Annotated in this window: 18 protein-coding genes and 1 tRNA gene; 17 read left to right on the top strand and 2 right to left on the bottom strand. The window is 57.9% G+C overall.

Annotated elements, in window-relative coordinates; translation table 11 throughout:
- Positions 1–120: 120 nt before the first annotated feature.
- Positions 121–2,625: a ferrous iron transport protein B gene (feoB, locus tag QZR17_RS02185; RefSeq protein WP_297127066.1), complete on the top strand. Its 2,505-nt coding sequence runs from the start codon at positions 121–123 to the stop codon at positions 2,623–2,625.
- Here feoB and QZR17_RS02180 read toward each other — a convergent pair.
- Positions 2,618–3,241, bottom strand: a complete 624-nt coding sequence (locus tag QZR17_RS02180) for an HAD family phosphatase (RefSeq protein WP_297127063.1) — start codon at positions 3,239–3,241, stop codon at positions 2,618–2,620. The genes feoB and QZR17_RS02180 overlap by 8 nt on opposite strands.
- A 224-nt stretch (positions 3,242–3,465) precedes the next feature.
- On the opposite strand from QZR17_RS02180, the gene QZR17_RS02175 reads away from it, so the two are divergent.
- From QZR17_RS02175 to QZR17_RS02165, 3 genes are read left to right on the top strand one after another with little or no spacing between them, the layout of a single operon-like run.
- Positions 3,466–3,981: an NAD(P)H-dependent oxidoreductase gene (locus QZR17_RS02175; RefSeq protein ID WP_297127061.1), complete on the top strand. Its 516-nt coding sequence runs from the start codon at positions 3,466–3,468 to the stop codon at positions 3,979–3,981.
- Between the two features lie 6 nt (positions 3,982–3,987).
- The gene (gene radA, locus QZR17_RS02170) at positions 3,988–5,373 is read left to right on the top strand and encodes a DNA repair protein RadA (RefSeq protein ID WP_297127058.1); all 1,386 of its coding nucleotides are present in this window, start codon (positions 3,988–3,990) and stop codon (positions 5,371–5,373) included.
- Positions 5,373–6,626: an anaerobic sulfatase-maturation protein gene (locus QZR17_RS02165; protein WP_297127055.1), complete on the top strand. Its 1,254-nt coding sequence runs from the start codon at positions 5,373–5,375 to the stop codon at positions 6,624–6,626. The genes radA and QZR17_RS02165 overlap by 1 nt, the downstream gene beginning before the upstream one ends.
- Before the next feature lie 52 nt (positions 6,627–6,678).
- Here QZR17_RS02165 and QZR17_RS02160 read toward each other — a convergent pair.
- Positions 6,679–6,752, bottom strand: a tRNA-Met gene (locus tag QZR17_RS02160).
- Between the two features lie 576 nt (positions 6,753–7,328).
- Here QZR17_RS02160 and QZR17_RS02155 point away from each other — a divergent pair.
- The 13 genes from QZR17_RS02155 to truB all read left to right on the top strand — a co-directional run bounded on the left by QZR17_RS02155 (position 7,329) and on the right by truB (position 21,792).
- Positions 7,329–8,780 carry a DUF3078 domain-containing protein gene (locus tag QZR17_RS02155; RefSeq protein WP_297127052.1) on the top strand — a complete coding sequence of 484 codons (1,452 nt, stop codon included), beginning with the start codon at positions 7,329–7,331 and terminating at the stop codon, positions 8,778–8,780.
- Positions 8,780–10,159: an RsmB/NOP family class I SAM-dependent RNA methyltransferase gene (locus tag QZR17_RS02150; RefSeq protein ID WP_297127048.1), complete on the top strand. Its 1,380-nt coding sequence runs from the start codon at positions 8,780–8,782 to the stop codon at positions 10,157–10,159. Before QZR17_RS02155 ends, QZR17_RS02150 begins: the two co-directional genes overlap by 1 nt.
- On the top strand, positions 10,156–11,343 hold the full coding sequence (locus QZR17_RS02145; protein WP_297127045.1) for a DUF4105 domain-containing protein: 1,188 nt from the start codon (positions 10,156–10,158) through the stop codon (positions 11,341–11,343). Before QZR17_RS02150 ends, QZR17_RS02145 begins: the two co-directional genes overlap by 4 nt.
- A complete protein-coding gene (locus QZR17_RS02140) occupies positions 11,344–12,363 on the top strand; it encodes an alkaline phosphatase family protein (RefSeq protein ID WP_297127042.1) in 1,020 nt (339 codons plus the stop codon).
- Positions 12,364–12,432: 69 nt separating this feature from the next.
- Positions 12,433–12,900: a hypothetical protein gene (locus QZR17_RS02135; protein ID WP_297127039.1), complete on the top strand. Its 468-nt coding sequence runs from the start codon at positions 12,433–12,435 to the stop codon at positions 12,898–12,900.
- Between the two features lie 98 nt (positions 12,901–12,998).
- Positions 12,999–16,391, top strand: coding sequence for a preprotein translocase subunit SecA (secA, locus tag QZR17_RS02130; RefSeq protein ID WP_297127036.1), 3,393 nt, complete (start codon positions 12,999–13,001; stop codon positions 16,389–16,391).
- 105 nt (positions 16,392–16,496) lie between these two features.
- On the top strand, positions 16,497–17,375 hold the full coding sequence (locus tag QZR17_RS02125) for a YicC/YloC family endoribonuclease (RefSeq protein WP_297127033.1): 879 nt from the start codon (positions 16,497–16,499) through the stop codon (positions 17,373–17,375).
- Between the two features lie 19 nt (positions 17,376–17,394).
- Positions 17,395–17,934 (top strand): hypothetical protein, encoded by a 540-nt coding sequence (locus QZR17_RS02120; RefSeq protein ID WP_297127030.1) that lies wholly within the window; start codon positions 17,395–17,397, stop codon positions 17,932–17,934.
- Positions 17,935–17,936: 2 nt separating this feature from the next.
- Positions 17,937–18,533: a cob(I)yrinic acid a,c-diamide adenosyltransferase gene (locus QZR17_RS02115; protein WP_296158920.1), complete on the top strand. Its 597-nt coding sequence runs from the start codon at positions 17,937–17,939 to the stop codon at positions 18,531–18,533.
- Positions 18,534–18,864: 331 nt separating this feature from the next.
- Positions 18,865–19,749 carry a permease-like cell division protein FtsX gene (locus tag QZR17_RS02110; RefSeq protein WP_297127026.1) on the top strand — a complete coding sequence of 295 codons (885 nt, stop codon included), beginning with the start codon at positions 18,865–18,867 and terminating at the stop codon, positions 19,747–19,749.
- A 25-nt stretch (positions 19,750–19,774) separates the two neighbouring features.
- Positions 19,775–20,092, top strand: coding sequence for a DUF3098 domain-containing protein (locus QZR17_RS02105; protein WP_297127023.1), 318 nt, complete (start codon positions 19,775–19,777; stop codon positions 20,090–20,092).
- The gene (locus tag QZR17_RS02100; RefSeq protein ID WP_297127021.1) at positions 20,089–20,943 is read left to right on the top strand and encodes an undecaprenyl-diphosphate phosphatase; all 855 of its coding nucleotides are present in this window, start codon (positions 20,089–20,091) and stop codon (positions 20,941–20,943) included. Before QZR17_RS02105 ends, QZR17_RS02100 begins: the two co-directional genes overlap by 4 nt.
- Positions 20,944–21,051: 108 nt before the next feature.
- Positions 21,052–21,792, top strand: a complete 741-nt coding sequence (gene truB, locus QZR17_RS02095) for a tRNA pseudouridine(55) synthase TruB (RefSeq protein ID WP_297127151.1) — start codon at positions 21,052–21,054, stop codon at positions 21,790–21,792.
- Positions 21,793–21,804: the final 12 nt, after the last annotated feature.

The following is a 21,804-nucleotide window of genomic DNA, read 5'->3' as shown; positions in this document are numbered from 1 at the left end:
GGAATAGAGTTCTTGATGGCGGCTGAGGGAGCGGGAAAATACTCAGAAGTGAGTATTTAGATCCCCACTATCTTTAGGCACATTTGCAAATCAGAAGAGATTAGAGGATAAATAAGCGTCATGAGACTTACACAGCTCCACACGGGAGAGACCGGCACCATCGTCTATCATACAGCTCCGAGGACCTTTCGGAAGCGGTTGCTGGAGATGGGGTTTGTCCCCGGAGCTGAGGTGCAGGTGATACGCAATGCGCCTCTTCTCGATCCGGTCGAGTACAGCATCCTTGGGTACCGACTCACCTTACGCCGGTCTGAGGCGGAGACGATCGAGGTGTCACCCGTAGAGCCCAAGGCTGAGCCCGAAGCTGTCTCTCCTGATCACTTAGTCGGTACGCCTCCACCTCTTGCGGAAAATAGTCTCCCTAAGACAAAGGGTCCGGTGGCCAGTGAGGTGACGGTCGCTTTTGTCGGCAATCCAAATTGTGGCAAGACTTCGCTCTTCAATGCTGCCAGTGGCTCTCACGAGCAGGTGAGCAACTATGCGGGTGTTACTGTGGCCGCTGCCGTGGCGGACTACCGACAGGGGGATACGCTCTTCCACTTAGTCGATCTGCCGGGGACTTACTCCCTCTCCTCCTACGGACCGGAGGAGAAGTTTGTGACCCATCAGCTCTTTGAGAGCGAGACTCCGCCTGACGTGATCGTCAATGTCGTCGACGGATCCAATCTGGAGCGAAACCTATACATGACGATTCAGCTCATGGAGGCAGGCGTGCCGACTGTTGTGTCGCTGAATATGTACGACGAGCTGAGGGAGAGCGGCACAAGGCTTGATATCAAGGCGCTGTCGAGACGGCTCGGTATGCCGGTGATCCCGACCATCGGTCGGACCGGTGAGGGGCTAAGGGAGCTCTTTGCTACTGTGGCTCGTCTACACCGGGAGCGACTTGACGCTGCTCATCGACCCACCGGGCCGAGCGTGAAGTATGAGGGGGCGCTCCGTCAGTCCATAGAGGAGGTGACCCGGCTCATCGAGTCGGAGACCTCTCTTGGTGATGAGAGTGCCTGGCTTCGTCCGGACTTCCTCGCCATTAAGTTGCTGGAGCAGGACCAGACGCTCAGGGGCTATGTGGCTCGTCGTGATCCCGCCGGCAGCCGTGTGCTGGAGCAGGTGGACAGGATCGTTGAGAGTCATACCGGGTCGGGAGAGGGCGATGGCGTGCTTGAGCAGCAACTGATCGACATCCGATACAGGCACATCCGGACAATACTTGACGGGATCTATATTCGGCGGAGTGAAGGACGGTCCACGCGGATCGATAAGCGGATCGATGACATAGTGACTCATCGCGCGTGGGGGTACCCGATCTTCCTGCTCCTGATGTTTCTCACCTTTGAGCTCACCTTCACCCTCGGTCAGTACCCTATGGACTGGATAGAGAGTGGTATGGGGTGGCTTGGTAGTCTGCTGGAGCGGACGATGAGCGAGGGCCCCCTGAGGTCGCTGCTGGTGGATGGGGTGATAGGCGGCGTAGGGGGTGTGCTGGTTTTCCTACCCAACATCCTCATCCTCTACCTCTGCATCAGTCTGATGGAGGACACAGGCTACCTCGCCAGGGCCGCCTTTATCATGGATCGCCTTATGGCGGCGATAGGGCTGCACGGCAAGAGCTTTGTGCCGATGCTTATGGGCTTTGGGTGCAGTGTCCCGGCGATTATGGGAGCACGCACGATCGAGAGCCAAAAGTCTCGCCTGATCACGATCTTGGTGACGCCCTTCATGAGCTGTAGCGCGCGGCTCCCGGTCTATCTCCTGCTGGTGGGGACCTTCTTCCCCCGGCATGCAGGGGTGGCACTCTTTGCCATTTACCTCCTGGGGATCTTGGTCGGGGTGCTGTCGTCGTTGCTTTTCTCAAAGGTCCTCCCCATGGACGATGAGACCCCCTACGTCATGGAGATGCCACCCTATCGGGTGCCGGCCGCCAAGACCATCGCGATCCATACCTGGGAGCGGGCGCGACAGTATCTGCAGAAAATGGCAACCACGATCCTCGCTGCGACGGTGATCATCTGGGCACTGGGCTACTTCCCCCACATCGACAGTCTGGAGACCCCCGAGGGGGAGGAGCTGGTAGCCTCCTATAAGGATCGGGTAGGTCCGGAGGAGGCGGCGAGCTTTGAGACGCTCACGCCGGAGCGGCAGCTGCGGGTCATCTCGCAGGAGCAGTCGTACATCGGACGGCTGGGGAGGGCAGTCTCTCCCATCTTTGCCCCACAGCACTTTGACTGGCGACTCTCTGTGTCGACGCTAACCGGTGTGGCTGCAAAAGAGGTGGTGGTGAGTACGCTCGGGGTGCTCTATGTGGGGGATGAGGAGGATACCTCTTCCCTCTCGGAGCGGTTGCTTCAGGCTACCTATCCGGATGGGAGCCCGGTGCTGACCATCCCTACGGTGGTCGCTTTTCTTGTCTTCGTCCTGCTCTACTTCCCCTGTATCGCTACATTCGTCGCTGTGGGGAGGGAAACCGGCTCCTATAGGTGGGCGGTTTTTGATGCTGTCTATGCGACGGGTGTCGCCTGGCTGCTCTCCTGGATTGCCTATCTGCTGACGGGGCTACTTATCTGACCAGCAGGCGGCGGATCGGATCCCGCCAGTCCTCCTCATTCTTGCAGGTGTAGGCGACCATGCCGAGGGAGCGAGCCATGGCGGTATTGGCGGGTCCGTCATCGAGGAAGAGTGTCTCCTCAGGTAGCAGATTGCCCTCCTCGAGGACCCTTAGGAAGATCTCCCGCTCCGGCTTGCACATCCCCATAGTGTAGGAGGTGAAGACGCGCTCAAAGAAGTCCGACAGCGGTCTGCCGGAGGAGATGAAGTCCTTGCTCTCGAAGTAGTCATACAGCAGAGGGTTGGTGTTGGAGAGTGCCAGTACCCGATAGTGTGGTGCGATCTCCTCCTCGAGGAAGGTGAGCTTCTCCTCACAGACGCGCTTGAGGAAACCAAGCAGGGCCCACCGGAGCTGCTCTATAGTGATCTCTCTGTGGTAGGTCTCGGAGAGGTGGTGCGTGAAGTCCTCCGTGCTGATCCGCCCGCTCTCGTAGTCGAGGAAGCCGCCGGTCTGGCGGTAGGCATCCAGCATCTCGTCTGCATCCGTTACTCCCAGCTCTCTCAGCCGATCGACAGCTACTGATCTGTGGAGGTCTATCAGTACTCCTCCTACATCTACTAATACGTTCTTGATCATCTTTCTCTTTCAATTGTTCCGAGTGCAATGATAGACAAAAATGGCGAACTGCCCGGAGTCTCCTCCCTCGGGAGTGGAGTTCCAAGCCTACGGGAGTGTAGTTCCAAGCCTACGGGACTGTAGTTCCATCCCCGCGGGACTGTAGTTCCATCCCTGTGCCCGACTTTGTCTCCCCTTAAATGGCTACATTTGTCTCAAAGGAACTAAGCGAAACATTTTTTCTTATGAAAACATTAGTTGTTGTGGGACATCCCCACCTGGAAGAGTCTACTGTGTCAAAGGGCTGGGTTGAGGGTCTGAGAGCGATGAATGATCCCGACCTTACCATCCACTGCCTCGCCGATGCCTGCGGGTCGGGCATGACCTTTGACGTGGAGGCGGAGAAGAAGCTGCTCCGTGAGGCGGATCGGGTGATCTTGCAGTTTCCTCTCTACTGGATGTCTGTCCCCGGGGTGATGAAGTGCTGGATCGACCAGGTGTGGGGCGCCGGTTCGGCAGCCGGTGGAGAGGGGACGCTCGATGGAAAGCTGATCGACCTCGCCACCTCTGCCGGTGTTCCCTCGGAGGAGGTGTACGGAGAGAGCGGACTGCAGGGCCTCTTTGTCCCCATCATCAGCAGCATCGGCTATGCGGGAGCAAAGTTTGGTCGCATATTCTCCTTCTTTAGCGCTGATGCCGAGGACGTCACTGAGCGGCTCCCGGAGAGCGTCGAGTACTACAAGCAATTCTGCGCTGAGTGACGAGCGATGAGCGGAAGTAAGGATAAGGTGGTCTACGTCTGCAGCAACTGCGGCGAGGACTTCCCCAAGTGGCTGGGGCGCTGTCCCTCCTGTGGGGAGTGGGATAGTCTCAAGGAGTTTCGCGTCCGGGACGATCTCCCGGGGGTGAAGATCCGAAGTGATCGCACGGAGGGAGGACACCGGCCGGTGCCGCTCTGTGAGGTGTCGCCCGAGAGCGCTCCGCGTATGGACATGCGTGACGGTGAGCTCAATCGCGTCCTCGGCGGGGGGCTCGTCAAGGGGTCTCTCGTCCTGATGGGCGGTGAGCCGGGCATCGGCAAGAGTACCCTTGTCCTGCAGAGTGTGCTGCGCAATCCCGACATCACCACGCTCTACGTCAGTGGGGAGGAGAGTATGGGGCAGATACGCATCCGGGCGGAGCGGATCACTGACGCCTCGGCGATCTCCCGATGCCTCCTCTACTCGGAGACGGACGTCGAGACAATCATTGATACCGCTCAGTCCTCACGCCCCGACCTGCTGGTCGTCGACTCCATCCAGACGATGCGCACCTCCCGCAGTGACTCTGCGCCCGGCAGTCTCGCACAGGTGAGGGAGTGTACCTCGGCGCTGATGGCTTTTGCGAAGCATACCAATATCCCTGTGATCATCATCGGCCACATCACCAAGGATGGTGAGATCGCCGGACCAAAGATCATGGAGCACCTGGTCGATACCGTCCTGCGCTTTGAGGGCGACCGAAACCATCAGTATAGGATCCTCAGGTCTCTGAAAAATCGCTTCGGAAACACCTCTGAGATTGGCCTCTACGAGATGAAGCAGGAGGGGCTCCGGCAGGTGACTAATCCCTCCGAGATGCTCCTCTCGGGGAGCGACCACAGCCTCAGCGGGATCTGCATCGGTGTGACCATGGAGGGGATACGCCCACTCTTAGTGGAGACTCAGGCATTAGTCTCTTCAGCAGTCTACAATTATCCTCAGCACGCTGCCACGGGGACAGACCTCCGGCGAGCCAATATGCTCCTTGCCGTGCTGGAGAAGCGAGCAAACTTCAAGCTTGTGCAGAAGGATGTCTTCCTCAATATCGCCGGCGGGCTCTACATCACCGACCCGGGCATCGATCTCGCCATCCTCTCTGCCGTACTCTCCTCCAGCCTTGACCTCCCGATCAGTCGAGAGATATGCGTCACCGGTGAGGTAGGCCTGAGCGGTGAGGTGCGCGCTGTGTCTCGTATCGCTCAGCGCGTCGCTGAGGCGGAGAAGATCGGCTTCCGCCAGATCATCATCCCTCAAGACAATGCCAAGAGCCTTGATCTGAGCAGGAGCTCCTCCATAAGGGTCGTGCCGGTCAGTCGGGTGGATGAGGCCTTTAGGTACCTCTTTAGGTCGTAATGAGCCCTCGTCCCATCGCTAATCCTCTCGCTCGACCGCTCTACGTGATGGCGAAGCCGGCCGGGTCGCTCTGCAACCTCGCCTGCACCTATTGCTATTATCTTGAGAAGAAAGAGCTCTACCGTGACATGGCATCGCCTCAGGACCAGCAGATGAGCGATGAGGTGCTGGAGCGGTATGTGCGAGAGTACATTGGGAGTCAGTCCACCGAGGAGGTGGTCTTTACCTGGCACGGGGGTGAAGCGCTTTTGCGTCCCCTCTCTTTTTATCAAAAGGCGGTTCGGCTCCAGCGCAAGTATGCCGGAGGGCACCGCATCATCAATACGCTTCAGACCAATGGCACTCTGCTCAATGATGAGTGGTGTCGATTTTTTAAGTCTAACCACTTCCTCATCGGTATTTCCCTCGATGGAGATCGTGCTTGTCACGATGCTCTAAGGCGTACCCCGAGCGACAAGCCCTCCTTTGATCGCGTGATGCGCGGGGTGCGGCTGCTGCAGAGGCACGGGGTGGACTTCAATATCCTCGCCGTCGTCAATGCGCTCAATGCCGATGACCCAGAGGGGTTTTACTCTTTCTTTAAGTCCATTGGCTGCCACTACATACAGTTTGCCCCCATTGTGGAGAGGTACCATGCGGACGGTCGCTTGGCAACTGTCGGGGAGCCTGACGCTGAGAGTCGGTTGTCCTCCTTCTCAGTCAGCCCGGAGCAGTGGGGCGACTTCCTCTGCGGTCTCTTTGATGCCTGGGTGAGGGACGGGGTAGGGGAGTACTTCATACAGATCTTTGATGCCACGCTCGCCAATTGGATGGGCGTCCAGCCGGGCGTCTGCACGATGGCGAAGTACTGCGGTCATGCTGGCGTGATGGAGTATAATGGGGATGTCTACAGCTGCGATCACTTCGTCTTCCCGCAGTATAGGCTGGGGAATATCCGCTCCAGTACGCTGATAGGGATGATGTACAGCCCGAGGCAGCAGAGGTTTGGGCGCGATAAGTACGATGCGCTGCCGAGACAGTGCAGGGAGTGTCCCTACCTCTTTGCTTGCTGGGGCGAGTGTCCCAAGAACCGCTTTACGCAAGACGAGTACGGGGAGCCGGGGCTCAATTACCTTTGCCGAGGGTTTTACAAGTTCTTTGACCACGTCGCGCCCTATATGGACTATATGCGGAGTCAGCTGGAGCAGGAGCAGCCCCCTGCGGCGATCATGGACCTTCTCCGCAGCGACCCCCGCCACTTCGATGATAGGTAAAGAAGCAAAAGAGCTCAGGCGGTGATCCGTCTGAGCTCTTTGTCGTTGATAGTAGCGAGAATGGGGCACGATCCCATGACCTCAGGATTATGAATCCTGCGCTCTAACCAGCTGAGCTACCTCGCCATCCTTGTTTGTGGTCGCAAAGGTACGAAATTTTGCCTGCCCGGCAAGCCCTAAATACGCTTTCTTCTAAGCAGGCGCATCGGCTAATTCGCTTTAGTCCATTGCCCCGTTTGTAGGGCACACTCCCGCTGTTATGTAGCCGCCACGCTTTTCTATGACCCCTACCGGTCTCTCGTGATGTCATCTATGACCCTCTCAGGTGCGCCCATTTCTCATCTGCCTGTGTGACCCCTGCCGAAGGCTCGATCTAATACCGATAAAAGAATTCTCTAATACCGATATTAGTCGTCACTAATATCGGTATTAGAGTTTGCTCAGAGGGAGCAGGGTAAATACATTGAGGATCAGACGATCCCGGGACCTGATGTATCCTAAGGGCTCTGTCTATAGGGCGAGTCTCTCGCTCCCAAGCTGTTACGATGATCTGTGTGTCTTGCCATGTCACTCGGGGTAGGGGGGCACCGGTGGATGAAGCAAAAGTATTATCTTTGTGCAGCCCACTTGTGGGGCTTATCGTATGCAGTGAGCGGTGGTGGGAGCTCCCCACTACTTAGAATGATAGAGAGTAAGATGAGTATGATGAAGAGAATAGTTACCGGAGGGCTTGGCGCCCTCCTGATGCTGTGTGGAGTGGTGGCGTCCGCTCAGGATGTGGCAGAGCGGAGCGAGGTGATCCCTCTCTATCCCGCCTACTCGGAGCAGATCTTGGCGAGCGATACCCTTACGCGGGGGCTGAGCTCCGAGGCACTGCAGGTGATCGGACGGCCTCTGCAGCTGAGGACCTCCGGCTACGTCCCCTCCTCGTCGCTCTTTGCACCGCTGCTCTTCGACCTGTGGAAGCTCCCCTCGCTTCACTTCGACAAGGCAGCCCTCGTTCGGCAGACTGATCCCCGCCTCCACAACCCCTTTGTCCGGCAGTCGCTCCTCCGGCAGACGATGGATCAGCTGGATCAGGAGTATGGTCACACGACCGGCTTTGCGCGACGTATGGATCGCTGGCGTACGGATCAGCAGCTGAGGGAGCAATTTTTCTTCCTCCACCCCGATCTGATCAAGTATACCTCGGAGTTCCTCCCGAGCGACCACCTGGAGTACAAGCCGGTGGAGGGTCCCTCCTACTCGGGTGAGCTGGCGGTGATGGATATGCCAAATGTACCTACCAAGGCGGAGGGGGTGATCGAGACGGTGTCCGTCGAGAGGCGGTACTGGATCCCACGCTTCGAGGCACACGCCCAGCTGGCGCAAAATCAGGTGTCACCCAACTGGCATAAGGGCGGTACCAGCAGTGCCAACTTCGCTTCTCGACTCTTCTACGGCCTGTCGTACAAGAGAGACAAGGTGGAGTGGGTCAATGAGCTGGAGTACAAGCTGGGACTCTTCACCGTGCCGAGCGAGATCAAGCTGGAGGGAAAGCCAAACTTTAAGATCAGTGAGGATGTCCTGCGGATGAGGAGCAACCTCGGTCTCCAGGCCTGGAAGCGGTGGTTCTATACCATCGACCTGAACCTCCGCAGTCAGTTGCTGAAGAACTACGACCGCGAGGGGCAGCTTACCACCTACGCCCTTGCCCCGCTGATCCTCGACGGCGGTCTCGGTATGAAGTACAATCTAAAGAAGAAAAAGATCGGCGGCAACCCCTTTAACAACCTCAATTTCTCACTCAATGTGGCGCCCGCCTCGATGCAATTCATCTGGATCTGGGCGAAGGATGTGACGAGGGGCAGGTATGGTCTGCAGGAGGATCAGAACTACCTCCTCCGTCTCGGTTCGTCGCTGCGGATGAATCTGGACTGGCAATTCTCCGACGCCCTCTCCTGGCGCTCTCGGCTCTACTACAATACTTCCTATAAGCACATAGAGACCGAGCTGGAGAACACACTGGAGTATGCCTTCAATAAGTACTTCAGCACGATGCTCAATGTCAATCTACGCTTTGATGACAGTGTGATCCTCGATGAGCCTAAGACCTTCAAGTCTCTCCTGCAGTACAACGAGCTCTTAAGTTTCGGCTTCTCGCTCAAGATCTGATGGTGGTACCGGACGGATTTAGGGAGTCCTTTGCTGCGGACTTTGGGGCTGAGGCCTACGAGGCACTCCTCAGGACACTGACTGAGGTGCCCTCGCCGGTGTCGATCCGTCGTCATCCCACTAAGCTCTCCCCACTTACTCCGGGGGCGATCCCGTGGTGTCCGGAGGGACTGCTCCTCCCTGAGCGGCCAACCTTCGGTGCCGATCCACTCTGGCATGCGGGCGCCTACTACGTGCAGGAGCCAGCCTCGATGGCGGTGGCGCGCTACCTCGCTGCGATCGACTTTGCCCCCGTGGTCGCCCTTGACCTATGTGCTGCCCCGGGGGGTAAGTCGACCCTCCTGAGGAGCCACCTCCCCGATGACTGCCTCTTGGTGACCAATGAGCCGGATAAGAAGCGGGCGAAGGTGCTGGAGGAGAATATCCTCCGCTGGGGTGCCGAGGAGACGCTAGTCACCTCAGCTCTGCCGGCTGCTCTTAGGTCGGCGGGGGTGAAGGCGGACATGATATTGGTCGACGCCCCATGCTCGGGCGAGGGGATGTTTCGCAAGGAGCCGGAGGCGGTCACCGGCTGGAGCCTCGACTTGGTGGATCGCTGCGCGAAGACTCAGAGGGAGATCCTGAGGGAGGCATGGGAGATGATGACGGATGGGGGACTCCTTATATATAGCACCTGCACCTACAATAGGGCGGAGAATGAGGCTCAGCTCAGCTTCCTTCGTGACGACTACGGAGCCGAGGTGATCCTCCTGCCGGAGCTACCGCAGTATGGGGCAGAGGAGAGCGACGAGGAGCGGGGACTGTACCGCTTTTTTCCCCACCGCACCGGTAGCGAGGGTCTAACCTGCTTCGGGGTACGCAAGTCTGGTCCCCGGGTGGCTCCGGAGCCTGTGGCTCGGGGTCATGCCGGGCGGGCAGGGGCGATCCCCGAGGAGCTGAGCGACCTGCCGGAGGAGCAGCTCCTCTGTACTCCCGACGGAACAGGCTGGCGCCTGCTATCCTCGAGAGGCGTGTCACTGCTACGGCTCTTGGAGCAGGCGGAGGGCATCCGGATCCTGAGGGCGGGAGTGGATCTCGGGAGCGTCAAGGGAAGAGACTTTATCCCCGATGTATCTTGGGTGCTGAGCGCTCCAGCTTCGGACCACCTGCCGTACCCTCGGCGGGCTGTGACGGCGGCTGAGGCCTTTGCCCTCATCGGCAGGCAGACCATACCGAGCTCGGGGACCAAGGGCTACCGGGTCGCCACCTATGCAGGCGTCCCGCTCACCCTCATCAAGGACCTCGGCTCCCGGGTCAATAACCTTTATCCCAAGGGGCTCGCCCTCCACGACACGAGGCTCACGCCGTCGGACATGCCCCATATCTTAGACAATCAATGAGTAAGCACCTCTTTCCCATCACACTCCTCACTCTACTCTGGACCCTTATGCTGCCTCTCGGGGCAACACCTCGGGCGAGCCTGATCACGTGCGGTCAGTCGGGGGAGTTTGTCTTCTACCTCTACGGTCATACAGCCATTCGGATCACGGATCCGGAGACAGGTCTCGATAAGGCGTATAACTATGGCTACTTCTCCTTGGAGCAGAAGAACTTTATCCCCAACTTTATGATCGGAAAACCGATGTACATGCTGGGGGTGACAGACTTCGACAGTATGGTCTATGACTATGCGGCTCAGGGGCGGAGGGTATCGGAGCAGCAGCTCAATCTCAGGCCTGACGAGGTGCAGGCGCTGATGGACTTCCTCGACTGGAACGCGCTGCCTGAGAATGCCGAGTACCGGTACAACTACTTCTACGACAACTGCGCCACCCGCCCTCGGGACCTCATCGAGCGCTTCACTAAGGGAGGATTGGTCTATCGGGTGGACCCTGCGTCGCTGCCTACCTTCCGCGAGGCGACCCGGCAGTGTAGCAAGTCAGCGAAGTGGTACACCTTTGGCACCGACCTTTGCCTCGGCGTGAAGAGCGATACTCGGATGACGGTACACGATGCCGCCTTTGTCCCCGAGCTGCTGGAGCAGTCGATGGACCTCGCTTTCCGTAAGGATACGGGTGAGCCGATCGTGTCACGGAAGGAGGAGATCGTCCCTCAGACACAGCTGATTGAGGTGCCGCGCTTTGATGGTCCCCTTGTGACGATCCTCGCATTGGTCGCCATATATCTGATCTGCTACTTCGTCGTACGGAGGTACACCCCGATACCGTGGCAGGTGCTGCGCTGTGGGCTCTATCTGCTCCTCGGGCTGGCAGGGATCGTGCTGTGGTTCCTCAGCCTCTTCTCCGCACATCCGCATACACTCCTCAATGCCAATATGGTGCTAATGCACCCCTTCTGGCTCATCCTTGTGGTGACGATGTGGCGGGAGCTGCGACACAGGCGTCTCAATAGTCTGCTCTACCTGATCAACCTCCTGCTCGCCCTTGTCTACCTTGGGCTCGGCTATGTGCAGACACTGCCTATCGGCATGGCTTATCTGGCGATCCTGATCGGGCTGGACCAGTTTATCGGCCGCTACGTGGAGTGGGGCGGGACTGGCAAGGTATTTGAGGAACATAAGTAAATGAAAGATCTACTCACCCCACTCGTCGTCCTCCTGAGCGTCTGCTCACCCGTCGCCGCCCGTCAGGCTCCCAAGCTTGTGGTGTTGCTGACGGTGGATGAGTTGCGGACCGACCTCTATGAGACGATGGCACCTCACCTCTTAGAGAATGGTCTCACGCGCCTCTCTCGCGATGGGCGGGTCTACGACACCGTTATCCACCCGCTCATCGAGGCGGATCCCGTAGCCAGCGAGGCGGTGTTGCAGACCGGTGCCCTCGGCCTCGAGAACGGCATCACCGGTAGGCGCACCATCGTCCGCAAGGAGGGCGGGCAGAGGCACCTTGAGGGATCGGTGCTGGAGGACAAGAAGTATATCGGCTATGGTACTGCCGACAGGCTCTCGCCTCTCTCACTCGCTGCTCCGACGATCGCTGACCGTCTGGCGCAGGCCACACACGGGCTGGGGCAGGTCTTCTCCATAGCTCCCTCAGCCGAGGAGGCGATCATAGCGGGCGGGCATGAGGCTCAGGCGGTCTACTGGCTCGACGACTCCACGGCGCGATGGGTAAGCTCCACCTTTTACCCCACAGGATTGCCGTGGTACATCGGCAAGAGCAGCACGGTGGCGACACGCCTCGACAAGGGGGCGATCACGTGGCAGGCCTCCGAGCCGTCTCTCTATGCGTCGCTCCTACCCTATGCCGGCAGTGGAGCTTTTGCGTCTGACCATATCTACACGAGAGCATTCTCGTCTGTGCAGGACCTGAAGCACTCCCCGGTGGTAAATGAGTATGTAGTTCGCCTCGCTGAGTCGGTGATCGATGGAGCCGGTCTCGGTGCGGATGAGTCGATGGACCTGCTAGCCCTCCATATGACGGCAGGCACCCCACCATCCGTCTCCGCGGGGATCTCCCCGGAGCTGCTGGACAGCTACGTGCTGCTGGACAGGGCGGTGGCACAGCTGATGGAGCTGCTGGACCGAAAGTTTGGGAAGGGGGAGGTCCTCGTGGCACTGGCGGGTAATGGTATGGCTCGGTGAGAGCCGATCCGTGATGATAAGAAACGGTACCCCACCTTCTCCCCGGAGCGCTGCCGCGCCATCACCAATATGTATCTCCATGCGAAGTATGGAGTAAAGGGCATGGTGACCGAGGTGACCGACCGGGGGGAGCTCTTCCTGGATCGTAAGGTGGTAGAGGAGCGGGAGGAGCTCTCCCTTGCCGAGGTGCAGGATGCGGTCTGCTCCTTCCTCCTCGAGATGGCAGGTGTCGCCTACACGATACCGAACCACAGCTTGAGGGATCTGCTCCCGGGGGATCCCGTAGGTCGTACTCGGCTGACGGCACTCCATAGTGCGCTCCCCGCTCAGAGGGCGGATGTCTTCGTCGGGATCAGTCCCGGCTACCTTATCGATACCGGCACTGCTACACCGCAGCCCTCCTATGCCGCCATGCCGACGATGCTCATCCTTATGGGTGAGGGCATCGAGCCGGAGGTGATCCGCACTCCGCTGGATCTCCGTGGCGTCTCTCGCGAGATCTCCCGGGTGCTCCGTATCCGACCGCCAACGCCCTGATCGATACTGATCAGATATTTTTTGTACCTTTCGTCTCCCTCGGGAGGCCGGTACTCTCGAGAATGACAACGGATACACTTTTTTACTAGACATTATATATGAGTTTCTTTAAGGACTTACTTGCCGGCATCTTCGGCAACAAGTCGCAGAACGACCTCAAGCAGATATACCCCATCGTCGATAAGATCAAGGCGACCTACGAGACGATCGATAAGCTGAGCGCTGATGAGCTGCGGGCTCACTCCGCTCGCATGAGGCAGGATCTCCGCGACCATGTGGCGGAGGAGCGACGTGAGATCGCTGAGCTGAAGGGACAGGTGGAGAGCGCAGAGCTGAGTGAGCGCGAGGCGCTCTGGGAGAAGATCGACACGCTGGAGGAGCAGGTAAAGGATAAGCTGGAGGATAAACTCAATGAGATCCTCCCCGAGGCCTTTGCCGTGATGAAGTCCACAGCACGTCGATTTGCCGAGAATAGAGAGATCACCGTCACCGCCACGCAGTACGACCGTGACCTCTCCGTGGATCACGACTTCGTCACCATAGATGGTGATAAGGCGATCTACAAGAATGAGTGGGAGGCCGGCGGCAATCTCACGAAGTGGGATATGGTCCACTACGATGTGCAGCTGATCGGTGGTATCGTGCTGCATCAGGGCAAGATCGCTGAGATGGCGACAGGTGAGGGTAAGACGCTGGTGGCAACGCTGCCGGTCTTCCTCAACGCCCTCACCGGTAACGGCGTCCATGTGGTGACCGTGAATGACTACCTCTCCAAGCGTGATGAGGAGTGGATGGGACCGCTGTACCAATTCCACGGCCTCACCGTAGACTGCATCGACAAGCACGAGCCCAACTCGCCCGAGCGTAAGCGCGCTTACGACTGTGACATCACCTTCGGGACCAATAACGAATTCGGCTTCGACTACCTGCGCGACAATATGGCACGCCGCCCAGAGGATATGGTGCAGAGGGTCCACAACTTCGCCATAGTCGATGAGGTGGACTCCGTGCTGATCGATGATGCCCGTACCCCGCTGATCATCTCCGGACCGGTGGAGTCAAAGGGAGATCAGATGTTTGAGGAGTTCCGTGAGGATGTAGAGTCCGTCGTGACTGCTCAGCGGACGCTCTGTACCCGGCTCCTCAATGAGGCGAAGAAGAAGATCGCAAGCGACGACCCCAAGGAGGTGGACGAGGGCTATCTGCTGCTCTTCCGCAGTTATAAGGGTCTGCCGAAGTACAAGCCACTGATCAAGTACCTCAGCACCGAGGGTGTGAAGAAGCGTCTCTTGGACACCGAGGGCTTCTATATGCAGGACAACAACCGCGAGATGCATGTGGTGACTGATCCGCTCTACTTCGTCGTGGATGAGAAGAATAGCCAGATCGAGCTGACAGATAAGGGCTTTGACCTGCTGTCGCAGAAGAATGAGGATCCCGGCTTCTTTGTCCTCCCCGATATTGCCGCCCAGATGTCTGAGTTGGAGAATAAGGAGATGAGCGAGGAGGAGAAGGCCGGTACCAAGGATGAGTTGCTGACCAACTACTCCGTCAAGAGTGAGCGTGTGCATACGGTGCAGCAGCTACTGAAGGCTTACACCCTCTTTGACCGAGATGATCAGTACGTGGTGATCGACAATCAGGTGATGATCGTCGACGAGCAGACCGGTCGTATCATGAATGGTCGCCGCTACTCCGATGGACTTCACCAGGCGATCGAGGCAAAGGAGCACGTCAAGGTGCAGCAGGCCTCACAGACCAAGGCGACGATCACTCTGCAGAATTACTTCCGTATGTACCACAAGCTCTCCGGCATGACCGGTACGGCCGAGACGGAGGCTAAGGAGTTTTGGGACATCTACAAGCTCGACGTGGTCGTGATCCCGACCAATAGACCGGTGATCCGTAATGACGAGAATGACCGCATCTACAAGACGGCAAAGGCAAAGTACAATGCCGTCATCGATGAGATCCAGGCGATTACCGAGGCAGGGCGCCCAGTCCTCGTCGGTACCACCTCGGTGGAGATCTCGGAGCTCCTCAGCAAGATGCTCGACCTGAAGCATATCCCGCACAATGTGCTCAATGCAAAGCTCTTCCAGAAGGAGGCAGACATTGTCGCTCAGGCGGGTCAGTCGAGTACGGTGACCATTGCTACCAATATGGCAGGTCGTGGTACCGATATCAAGCTCTCACCTGAGGTGAAGGCAGCGGGTGGTCTCGCCATCATCGGTACAGAGCGCCACGAGTCCCGCCGCGTGGATCGTCAGCTGCGTGGTCGTGCCGGCCGTCAGGGAGACCCGGGATCGTCCGTTTTCTTCGTCTCGCTGGAGGATAAGCTGATGCGTCTCTTCGGCTCGGATCGTATGGCGAAGGTGCTCTCCACGATGGGACTTAAGGATGACGATATGCTCGTCTCCAAGCAGCTTAGCAAGACGGTGGAGAATGCTCAGAAAAAGGTCGAGGAGAATAACTACGGCATCCGTAAGCACCTCCTTGAGTACGACGACGTGAAGAATGCTCAGCGTAAGGTGATCTACACCCGGCGTCGTCACGCCCTGATGGGAGAGCGCATCGGGCTGGATGTGATGAATACCCTCGAGCAGTCTGCGATTTATCTTGCGACTAAGTATGAGGGAGGCTCCTTCGATGACTTCCGCACAGAGGTATACAAGGTTTTTGCGATCGAGTGCCCGGTGTCTGAGACGGACTTCAAGGGTATGGATGCGAATGACATTGCGTCCAAGCTTCTCGATGAGGCCTCTGCCACGCTGAAGCGCCGTATGGACCGGATGGCGGAGCAGGCCGACCCGGCCTTGCAGGCTTTCTACCAGGAGCATGGCTCGCAGGTGGAGCAGATCTACGTCCCTGTGACAGATGGTAGACTGATGTACAATGTGGTGACGAACCTGAAGGAGGCGGTGGAGAGCAAGTCGCAGAGCATCGCTAAGTCCTTTATGAAGACGATCCTCCTCTACACGATCGATGAGGCGTGGGAGCGTCACCTCCTCGCCATGGATGAGCTGCAAAATGCCGTACGTACCGCCTCTTATGAGAATAAGGATCCGCTGGTGATCTTCAAGGTCGAGGCGTATGACCTCTTCAAGCGTATGATCGATGACCTGAATGTGAAGATCACCGAGATCATCATGCGTGGCCATATCAATATCGCTACACCGGAGGAGCAGGAGGCGCGTCGTCAGGCGCAGGCTGCTCGTGCCGCCGCGATGGCTCGTGCCGCTGCCCAGCAGCAGGTGCGCATCGGTGAGCATCACGATGACCCGCGTAGCAATGACCGCAGTCGCTACCGCGAGCAGAAGGATGACTACCAGGAGCAGGCGGAGCAGCGTACCGAGGCTGGGCGTGCTGCGTCTGAGGCGGCCCAGGCGAATAACGTCCCCTACCGCGCAGCCAAGAAGGTGGGTCGCAACGATCCCTGTCCCTGTGGCAGTGGTAAGAAATTTAAGAACTGCCACGGCCGAAACCTCTGACGATAACTGATCTCGACTATTTTATCTAAGGACAGCCATGACGTACCCTGACTCCGGTGGAGAAGCAGTGGAGCGGAGGGGCTGTCCTTTTTTTATATACTACTTATGATATACTCAATGACCGGCTTCGGGAGGGCGGAGAAGAGCGGTGAGGGGAAGAAGATCACCGTGGAGATCTACTCCGTAAATAGCAAGAATGCGGATGTCAATGTCCATATACCGGGTCACTTGCGCGCGCTGGAGCAGGAGATCCGCAAGAGGACCACTACGCGCTGCCTGCGTGGTAAGATGGATGTCTACGTCTCTGTGGATCACCTTGAGGCGCAGGCACCACTCACGCTTGACGAGCAGGTGGCAGCTACCTACTGGGAGCGCCTGCAGCAGCTCAGCAGTGACACCGGTATCCCGCTGCCTCAGGACCCTATGAGACTAATCATTGGCTTCCAGGGCGTGCTCCATACGGTAGAGATCGATGAGGCCGAGCGGGAGAGCGATGGGCGCTTGGTGATGGAGGCGTTGGAGGAGGCAGTCGACCACTTCATTGCCTTCCGGGCTCAGGAGGGAGAGTCGCTCTATCGGGTGTTCCAAGAGAATATCGAGGCGATCAGGACGCTCATCGGCTCTACCGAGCCATACGAGCAAGAGCGCATCGACACGGTGAGGGAGAGACTTGAGACGGAGCTGCGTCGCGTGACACAGAATAACTTCGATGCCAGTCGTCTCGAGCAGGAGATGATCTATTACATCGACAAGCTTGACGTGCATGAGGAGCGTAATAGGCTTATCAACCACCTCTCCTACTTCGAGTCCACTATGGATGGCGAGGTCGGGCAGGGGCGTAAGCTTGGCTTCATCGCACAGGAGATCGGTCGAGAGATCAATACCTTTGGCTCCAAGAGCAACCACGCCACGCTTCAGAAGATCACGGTCAAGATGAAGGATCATCTTGAGCAGATCAAGGAGCAGGTGCTCAACGTCCTCTGATCCTTTTTTTCCCCCCCCTATGCACTCCCTTTATCCTCGCCGGAGTCTCTTCTCCTGTCGCCTAATCCGTAAGCTCCGCTACGGACGAGGTCACGGTGTCCACTCGCCGATGGCGTATCGGATGGTTTGCTCTGTCGTGCAGCCGAAGTATGAGTACTACCTCCCCACACCGGATGAGGATCGCCTGGCGCTCTGGTATAGGCTTGTCGCCCGTCTGGGCTATGAGGTGGCCACTTATGGTGAGACGACTCCGGATCGGCAGACAGCTATGGACTACGCAGCTCTCGCTGATAGTCGTGTGGGGACCTTGCCGCTGAGCGACCTCGGGACGATGGATCGGGTGCTGCTCTACACTGACAGCGCAGAGGAGGCTCTACGCTTCCTACAGGTGAAGGGTAGGGCAGTGCTGCTGACTGACGTGAGGCGGGATAGGGCTGCAGAGGAGCGGCTACGGGACTTAGTGGCTCAGCTGACTCGAGGGGTGGTGATCGATCTGTATGACCATTCCCTGCTATTTAGTAAGAACGACAACCTTTACATTTATCGTAGTACTGTCTAACAATGGACGAACAAAAGAAAAGCAAGCTCTACACCGGTCGTGGCGATAAGGGCAAGACCTCTCTCGTCGGTGGCAAGCGGGTCTCCAAGGCGTCACCAAGGCTGAATGCCTATGGCCAGCTCGATGAGCTCAATTCATTCATAGGTCTGCTTCGTGCCGAGCTGCCGTCCGCTCTGGAGCAGGATGAGCTGCTGCAGGAGATCCAGGAGCGGCTCTTCACCTGCGGCACGCATATTGCGACGGACACGACTGACCCGGAGCTCCTGAAGTACTGTGGCAGCGGCCTCTCCGAGGAGGATATCCACCACTTAGAGCAGATGGTCGATAAGCTCGATGGGGAGCTGCCGAAGCTGAAGCAATTTATCCTCCCCGCCGGTGGTCGAGCTGCCTCTGTGGCGCATATTTGTCGCACTGTGGCGCGGCGCTCGGAGCGGGACATCTATGCCTTCCTTGAGGCGGAGCCGACTGCTGTGATCGATCCCTCCGTCCTGCAGTATATCAATCGCCTGAGCGACTACTTCTTTGTCCTCGGGCGGGCTGCCGCTCGTGCTGAGGGCGGTAAGGAGGTGGTCTGGAAGGGGAGCAAAGAGGTCTTCTGACTTCGCCCTCCCCTAGCGCCACAGTCCCCTGCGCTCGTCTCGCCATTCTCTAATACCGGTAAAAGAGAATACTAATACCGATATTAGTGAAGTCTATTACCGGTATTAGTTTCATCTAATATCGGTAATAGGATGCACTCCTGATGATGGTGATAGGGGAGGGGGTGGTGCCGTTTGATTTGGTATATTTGCATACTGAATGGACGATTGTAAGCGTGCTGAAGCGACGCAGAGAGAGGGGAAGCTCACAGATCGACTTTCGGCTCTCTTGCCTTGCTCCGGGGACTACTTTTCCCATCCTAAATGGACACAATAAAATTGGTAGATAGATATGTCGACTAAGCCCAAGAAATCGCACCGGGTCCCGGTGACCGGCTCTACATTCCTCAGTACAGTCAGTATCTGTGCTGTACTCTTCCTGATCGGTCTCGTGGCGATGATCGGTCTCGTGGGGCGTGGCTTGGGGGACTACATCCGCGAGAGTCTCAGCTACACCGTGCTGCTCGATCCGGAGAGCCCCGATGCCGACATCGTCTCGATGCGGGACAAGATCTCATCTAAGCCCTACGCCAAGGAGGTGACCTATTACTCCAAGGAGGAGGCGATGCAGGAGTTGGCCGAGGAGCTGGGGGAAAACCCTGAGGACTTCCTCGGGTGGAACCCCCTCTCACCCACACTGGAGGTGCACGTCCTCTCAGAGTATGCCGCTAGCCCGGACAGTGTCGAACTGATCGCTAAGGACCTGCAGTCCTTCCCTATCGCACAGACGGTCTCCTACCGTAAGGACTTGGTCGATGAGCTCAATCGCAATCTCAGCACCATCGCCCTGATCATGGGTGCACTGGCGCTGCTCCTGCTGGTGATCTCGGTCGTCCTGATCAATAATACGATCCGCCTGCGGGTCTATGCCAAGCGCTTCATCATCTACACGATGCGATTAGTGGGGGCGACCGGCTCCTTTATTCGCCGCCCCTTCATCGCCTCGGGTATCAGGAGTGGTGTGGTGGCGGCGGTGGTTGCCATCGGGCTGATGGTCTGGTGCCGCTACTACCTCCTGACGAAGTATCCGATCCTCAGTGGTGTGCTGTCGGTGCAGAATATGGTGATCGCCGGGGCGGTCGTGCTGCTCTCAGGGATCCTAATCTCCTGGATCGCCTCTGCGGCTGCAGTCAGTCGCTACCTCAAGATGGATGAGGATCGTCTCTATCGTGCCTAAGAGCAGGCTATCAAGACACAATGTTATGAGTAAAGATAAGGGTAAGAAAATGCACTTTGAAACCTACGGTTTCGGGAGAGTCAATCTCTTAATCCTCGTAGGCTCACTCCTTCTCCTGATCATTGGGTATCTGCTGATGAGCGGAGGCGCCTCCACGGATGGGGTGACTTTTAATCCTGAGGTCTTCAGCCCCCTGCGCATCCGTGTGGCTCCGCTGGTCTGCATGCTGGGCTATGCCGGCATCGCCGTGGCGATCCTCTGGAGGAAGCGAAGCGACTATAAGGGGAGCAACACCGGTGAGGGGACTCCCTCCGATGACACCACTGAGCTAACTGAGAGATGACAGTCGTCCAAGCCATTGTCCTCGCCATCGTCGAAGGGCTGACAGAGTTTCTGCCGGTCTCCAGCACCGGTCACTTGGTGATCGCTCAGTCCCTGATGGGGATCGAGAGTACGCCTTTTGTGAAGGCCTTCACCGTCATGATCCAACTCGGTGCGATCCTCTCCGTGGTGGTGCTCTACTGGAGGCGTTTCTTTGACTTCAGAGTGGCACCGGAGATGGATAGTCCCGAGGTGCCGGCATGGAAACGTACGGTAAGCCGTTTCAGCTTCTACATAGCTCTCCTGATCGGGCTCCTGCCGGCGGTAGTGCTGGGGGTGCTCTTCGGTGACTGGGTGGATCATGCCCTCGGATCGGTGTGGATCATCGCGGTCAATCTCCTCATCGGAGGTGTGGTGATGCTCTTCATCGACAAGTGGCTCCATAAGGGAAGCCACGGACGGGAGATCACCTACAAGAATGCCTTCATCGTCGGGCTCTTCCAGACCATTGCCATGTTTATGCCCGGGATGTCGCGCTCAATGAGTACGATCGTCGGTGGTATGGTGGCGGGGATGGATAGGAAGCGGGCGGCAGAGTTTAGCTTCTTCCTCGCTGTACCGACGATGCTGGGCGCCACCTGCTATGAGGTGCTGAAGTTCTGGAAGACGGGCGATCTATCAGTGCTCTCCGATCATATGGGTCTGCTGGTGGTGGGTAATGTGGTCTCCTTCGTCGTCGCCCTAGCGGCGGTCCGTTTCTTCATCACCTTTGTGCAGAAGCACACCTTTGCCTCCTTTGGCTGGTATCGGATCGCTGTCGCCTGTGTCATCTTGGCGATGCTGGGCTTGGGCATGGATCTTGCTGTTTTCTAAGTGGGGGTGATGGACGATAGAGGGGAGCGACTGACTCGAGCAGTCTATCAGATAGGCGCTGAGAGGGGGCGAAGGCGTGTCGCACCGCCCAACCCCTTCAGCGAGGGGATGATCATCTCCGTCGATAAGCCACTCGGCTGGACCAGCTTCGACTTGGTTAATCTCTTTCGCCGGCTCGCCTGCACGGAGCTCAATCTTAAGCGCCTCAAGGTCGGGCATGCCGGTACACTTGATCCTCTGGCCACCGGTGTGGTCGTGCTCTGTACCGGGCGCTTCACGAAGCGCATCGAGGAGCTGCAGGATCACGACAAGTGCTACGAGGCGACGATACGGCTAGGCGCCACCACGCCGAGCTTTGACTTGGAGCATTCCATCGATGCCTTTTACCCCTATGATCACCTCACGGAGGAGGAGATACGTACAGCTCTGCTCTCGTATGAGGGGGAGATCAATCAGGTGCCGCCCGCCTACTCCGCAGCGAAGATCGGCGGGGAGCGTGCCTATATGATCGCACGTCGGGGGGATGAGGTGGAGCTGCCGGCTAAGCGGGTCCGTTTCGATCGGATCGAGCTACTGAGCTACGAAGCGCCGCTGGCACGGGTACGGGTAACGGGAGGCAAGGGGATCTTCATCCGCGCGCTGGCTCGTGACCTAGGTGAGCAACTCGGCTGTGGCGCTCATCTCACGCGACTACGGCGGACACGGGTGGGCGACCGAAGTGTGGAGGAGTGCATCCGTCCGGAGGACTTTGTGCCATTTATTCGGCAGACGCTGGATGCGTATGCTTCCGTCCACCAGACCGACCTGAGGGCGTGGACGGATCGCATCGTGGCTGAGGGGGGAGAATAGGTATAATCAATT

This window comes from uncultured Porphyromonas sp. (assembly GCF_900541275.1).
In the GTDB taxonomy this organism is placed as follows: Bacteria; Bacteroidota; Bacteroidia; order Bacteroidales; family Porphyromonadaceae; genus Porphyromonas_A.
This window is presented reverse-complemented; position numbering and strand designations above follow the sequence as displayed.

Bases quoted from the DNA above. Each gene is read 5' to 3' on its own strand.
- QZR17_RS02110 (WP_297127026.1), top strand. From the start codon at position 18,865: ATGTCGACTAAGCCCAAGAAATCGCACCGGGTCCCGGTGACCGGCTCT.
- QZR17_RS02135 (WP_297127039.1), top strand. From the start codon at position 12,433: ATGTATCTCCATGCGAAGTATGGAGTAAAGGGCATGGTGACCGAGGTG.
- QZR17_RS02155 (WP_297127052.1), top strand. From the start codon at position 7,329: ATGATGAAGAGAATAGTTACCGGAGGGCTTGGCGCCCTCCTGATGCTG.
- QZR17_RS02100 (WP_297127021.1), top strand. From the start codon at position 20,089: ATGACAGTCGTCCAAGCCATTGTCCTCGCCATCGTCGAAGGGCTGACA.
- truB (WP_297127151.1), top strand. From the start codon at position 21,052: ATGATCATCTCCGTCGATAAGCCACTCGGCTGGACCAGCTTCGACTTG.
- QZR17_RS02180 (WP_297127063.1), bottom strand. From the start codon at position 3,241: ATGATCAAGAACGTATTAGTAGATGTAGGAGGAGTACTGATAGACCTC.
- secA (WP_297127036.1), top strand. From the start codon at position 12,999: ATGAGTTTCTTTAAGGACTTACTTGCCGGCATCTTCGGCAACAAGTCG.
- QZR17_RS02120 (WP_297127030.1), top strand. From the start codon at position 17,395: ATGCACTCCCTTTATCCTCGCCGGAGTCTCTTCTCCTGTCGCCTAATC.
- QZR17_RS02140 (WP_297127042.1), top strand. From the start codon at position 11,344: ATGAAAGATCTACTCACCCCACTCGTCGTCCTCCTGAGCGTCTGCTCA.
- QZR17_RS02165 (WP_297127055.1), top strand. From the start codon at position 5,373: ATGAGCCCTCGTCCCATCGCTAATCCTCTCGCTCGACCGCTCTACGTG.
- QZR17_RS02115 (WP_296158920.1), top strand. From the start codon at position 17,937: ATGGACGAACAAAAGAAAAGCAAGCTCTACACCGGTCGTGGCGATAAG.
- feoB (WP_297127066.1), top strand. From the start codon at position 121: ATGAGACTTACACAGCTCCACACGGGAGAGACCGGCACCATCGTCTAT.
- QZR17_RS02145 (WP_297127045.1), top strand. From the start codon at position 10,156: ATGAGTAAGCACCTCTTTCCCATCACACTCCTCACTCTACTCTGGACC.
- QZR17_RS02105 (WP_297127023.1), top strand. From the start codon at position 19,775: ATGAGTAAAGATAAGGGTAAGAAAATGCACTTTGAAACCTACGGTTTC.
- QZR17_RS02175 (WP_297127061.1), top strand. From the start codon at position 3,466: ATGAAAACATTAGTTGTTGTGGGACATCCCCACCTGGAAGAGTCTACT.
- QZR17_RS02125 (WP_297127033.1), top strand. From the start codon at position 16,497: ATGATATACTCAATGACCGGCTTCGGGAGGGCGGAGAAGAGCGGTGAG.
- QZR17_RS02150 (WP_297127048.1), top strand. From the start codon at position 8,780: ATGGTGGTACCGGACGGATTTAGGGAGTCCTTTGCTGCGGACTTTGGG.
- radA (WP_297127058.1), top strand. From the start codon at position 3,988: ATGAGCGGAAGTAAGGATAAGGTGGTCTACGTCTGCAGCAACTGCGGC.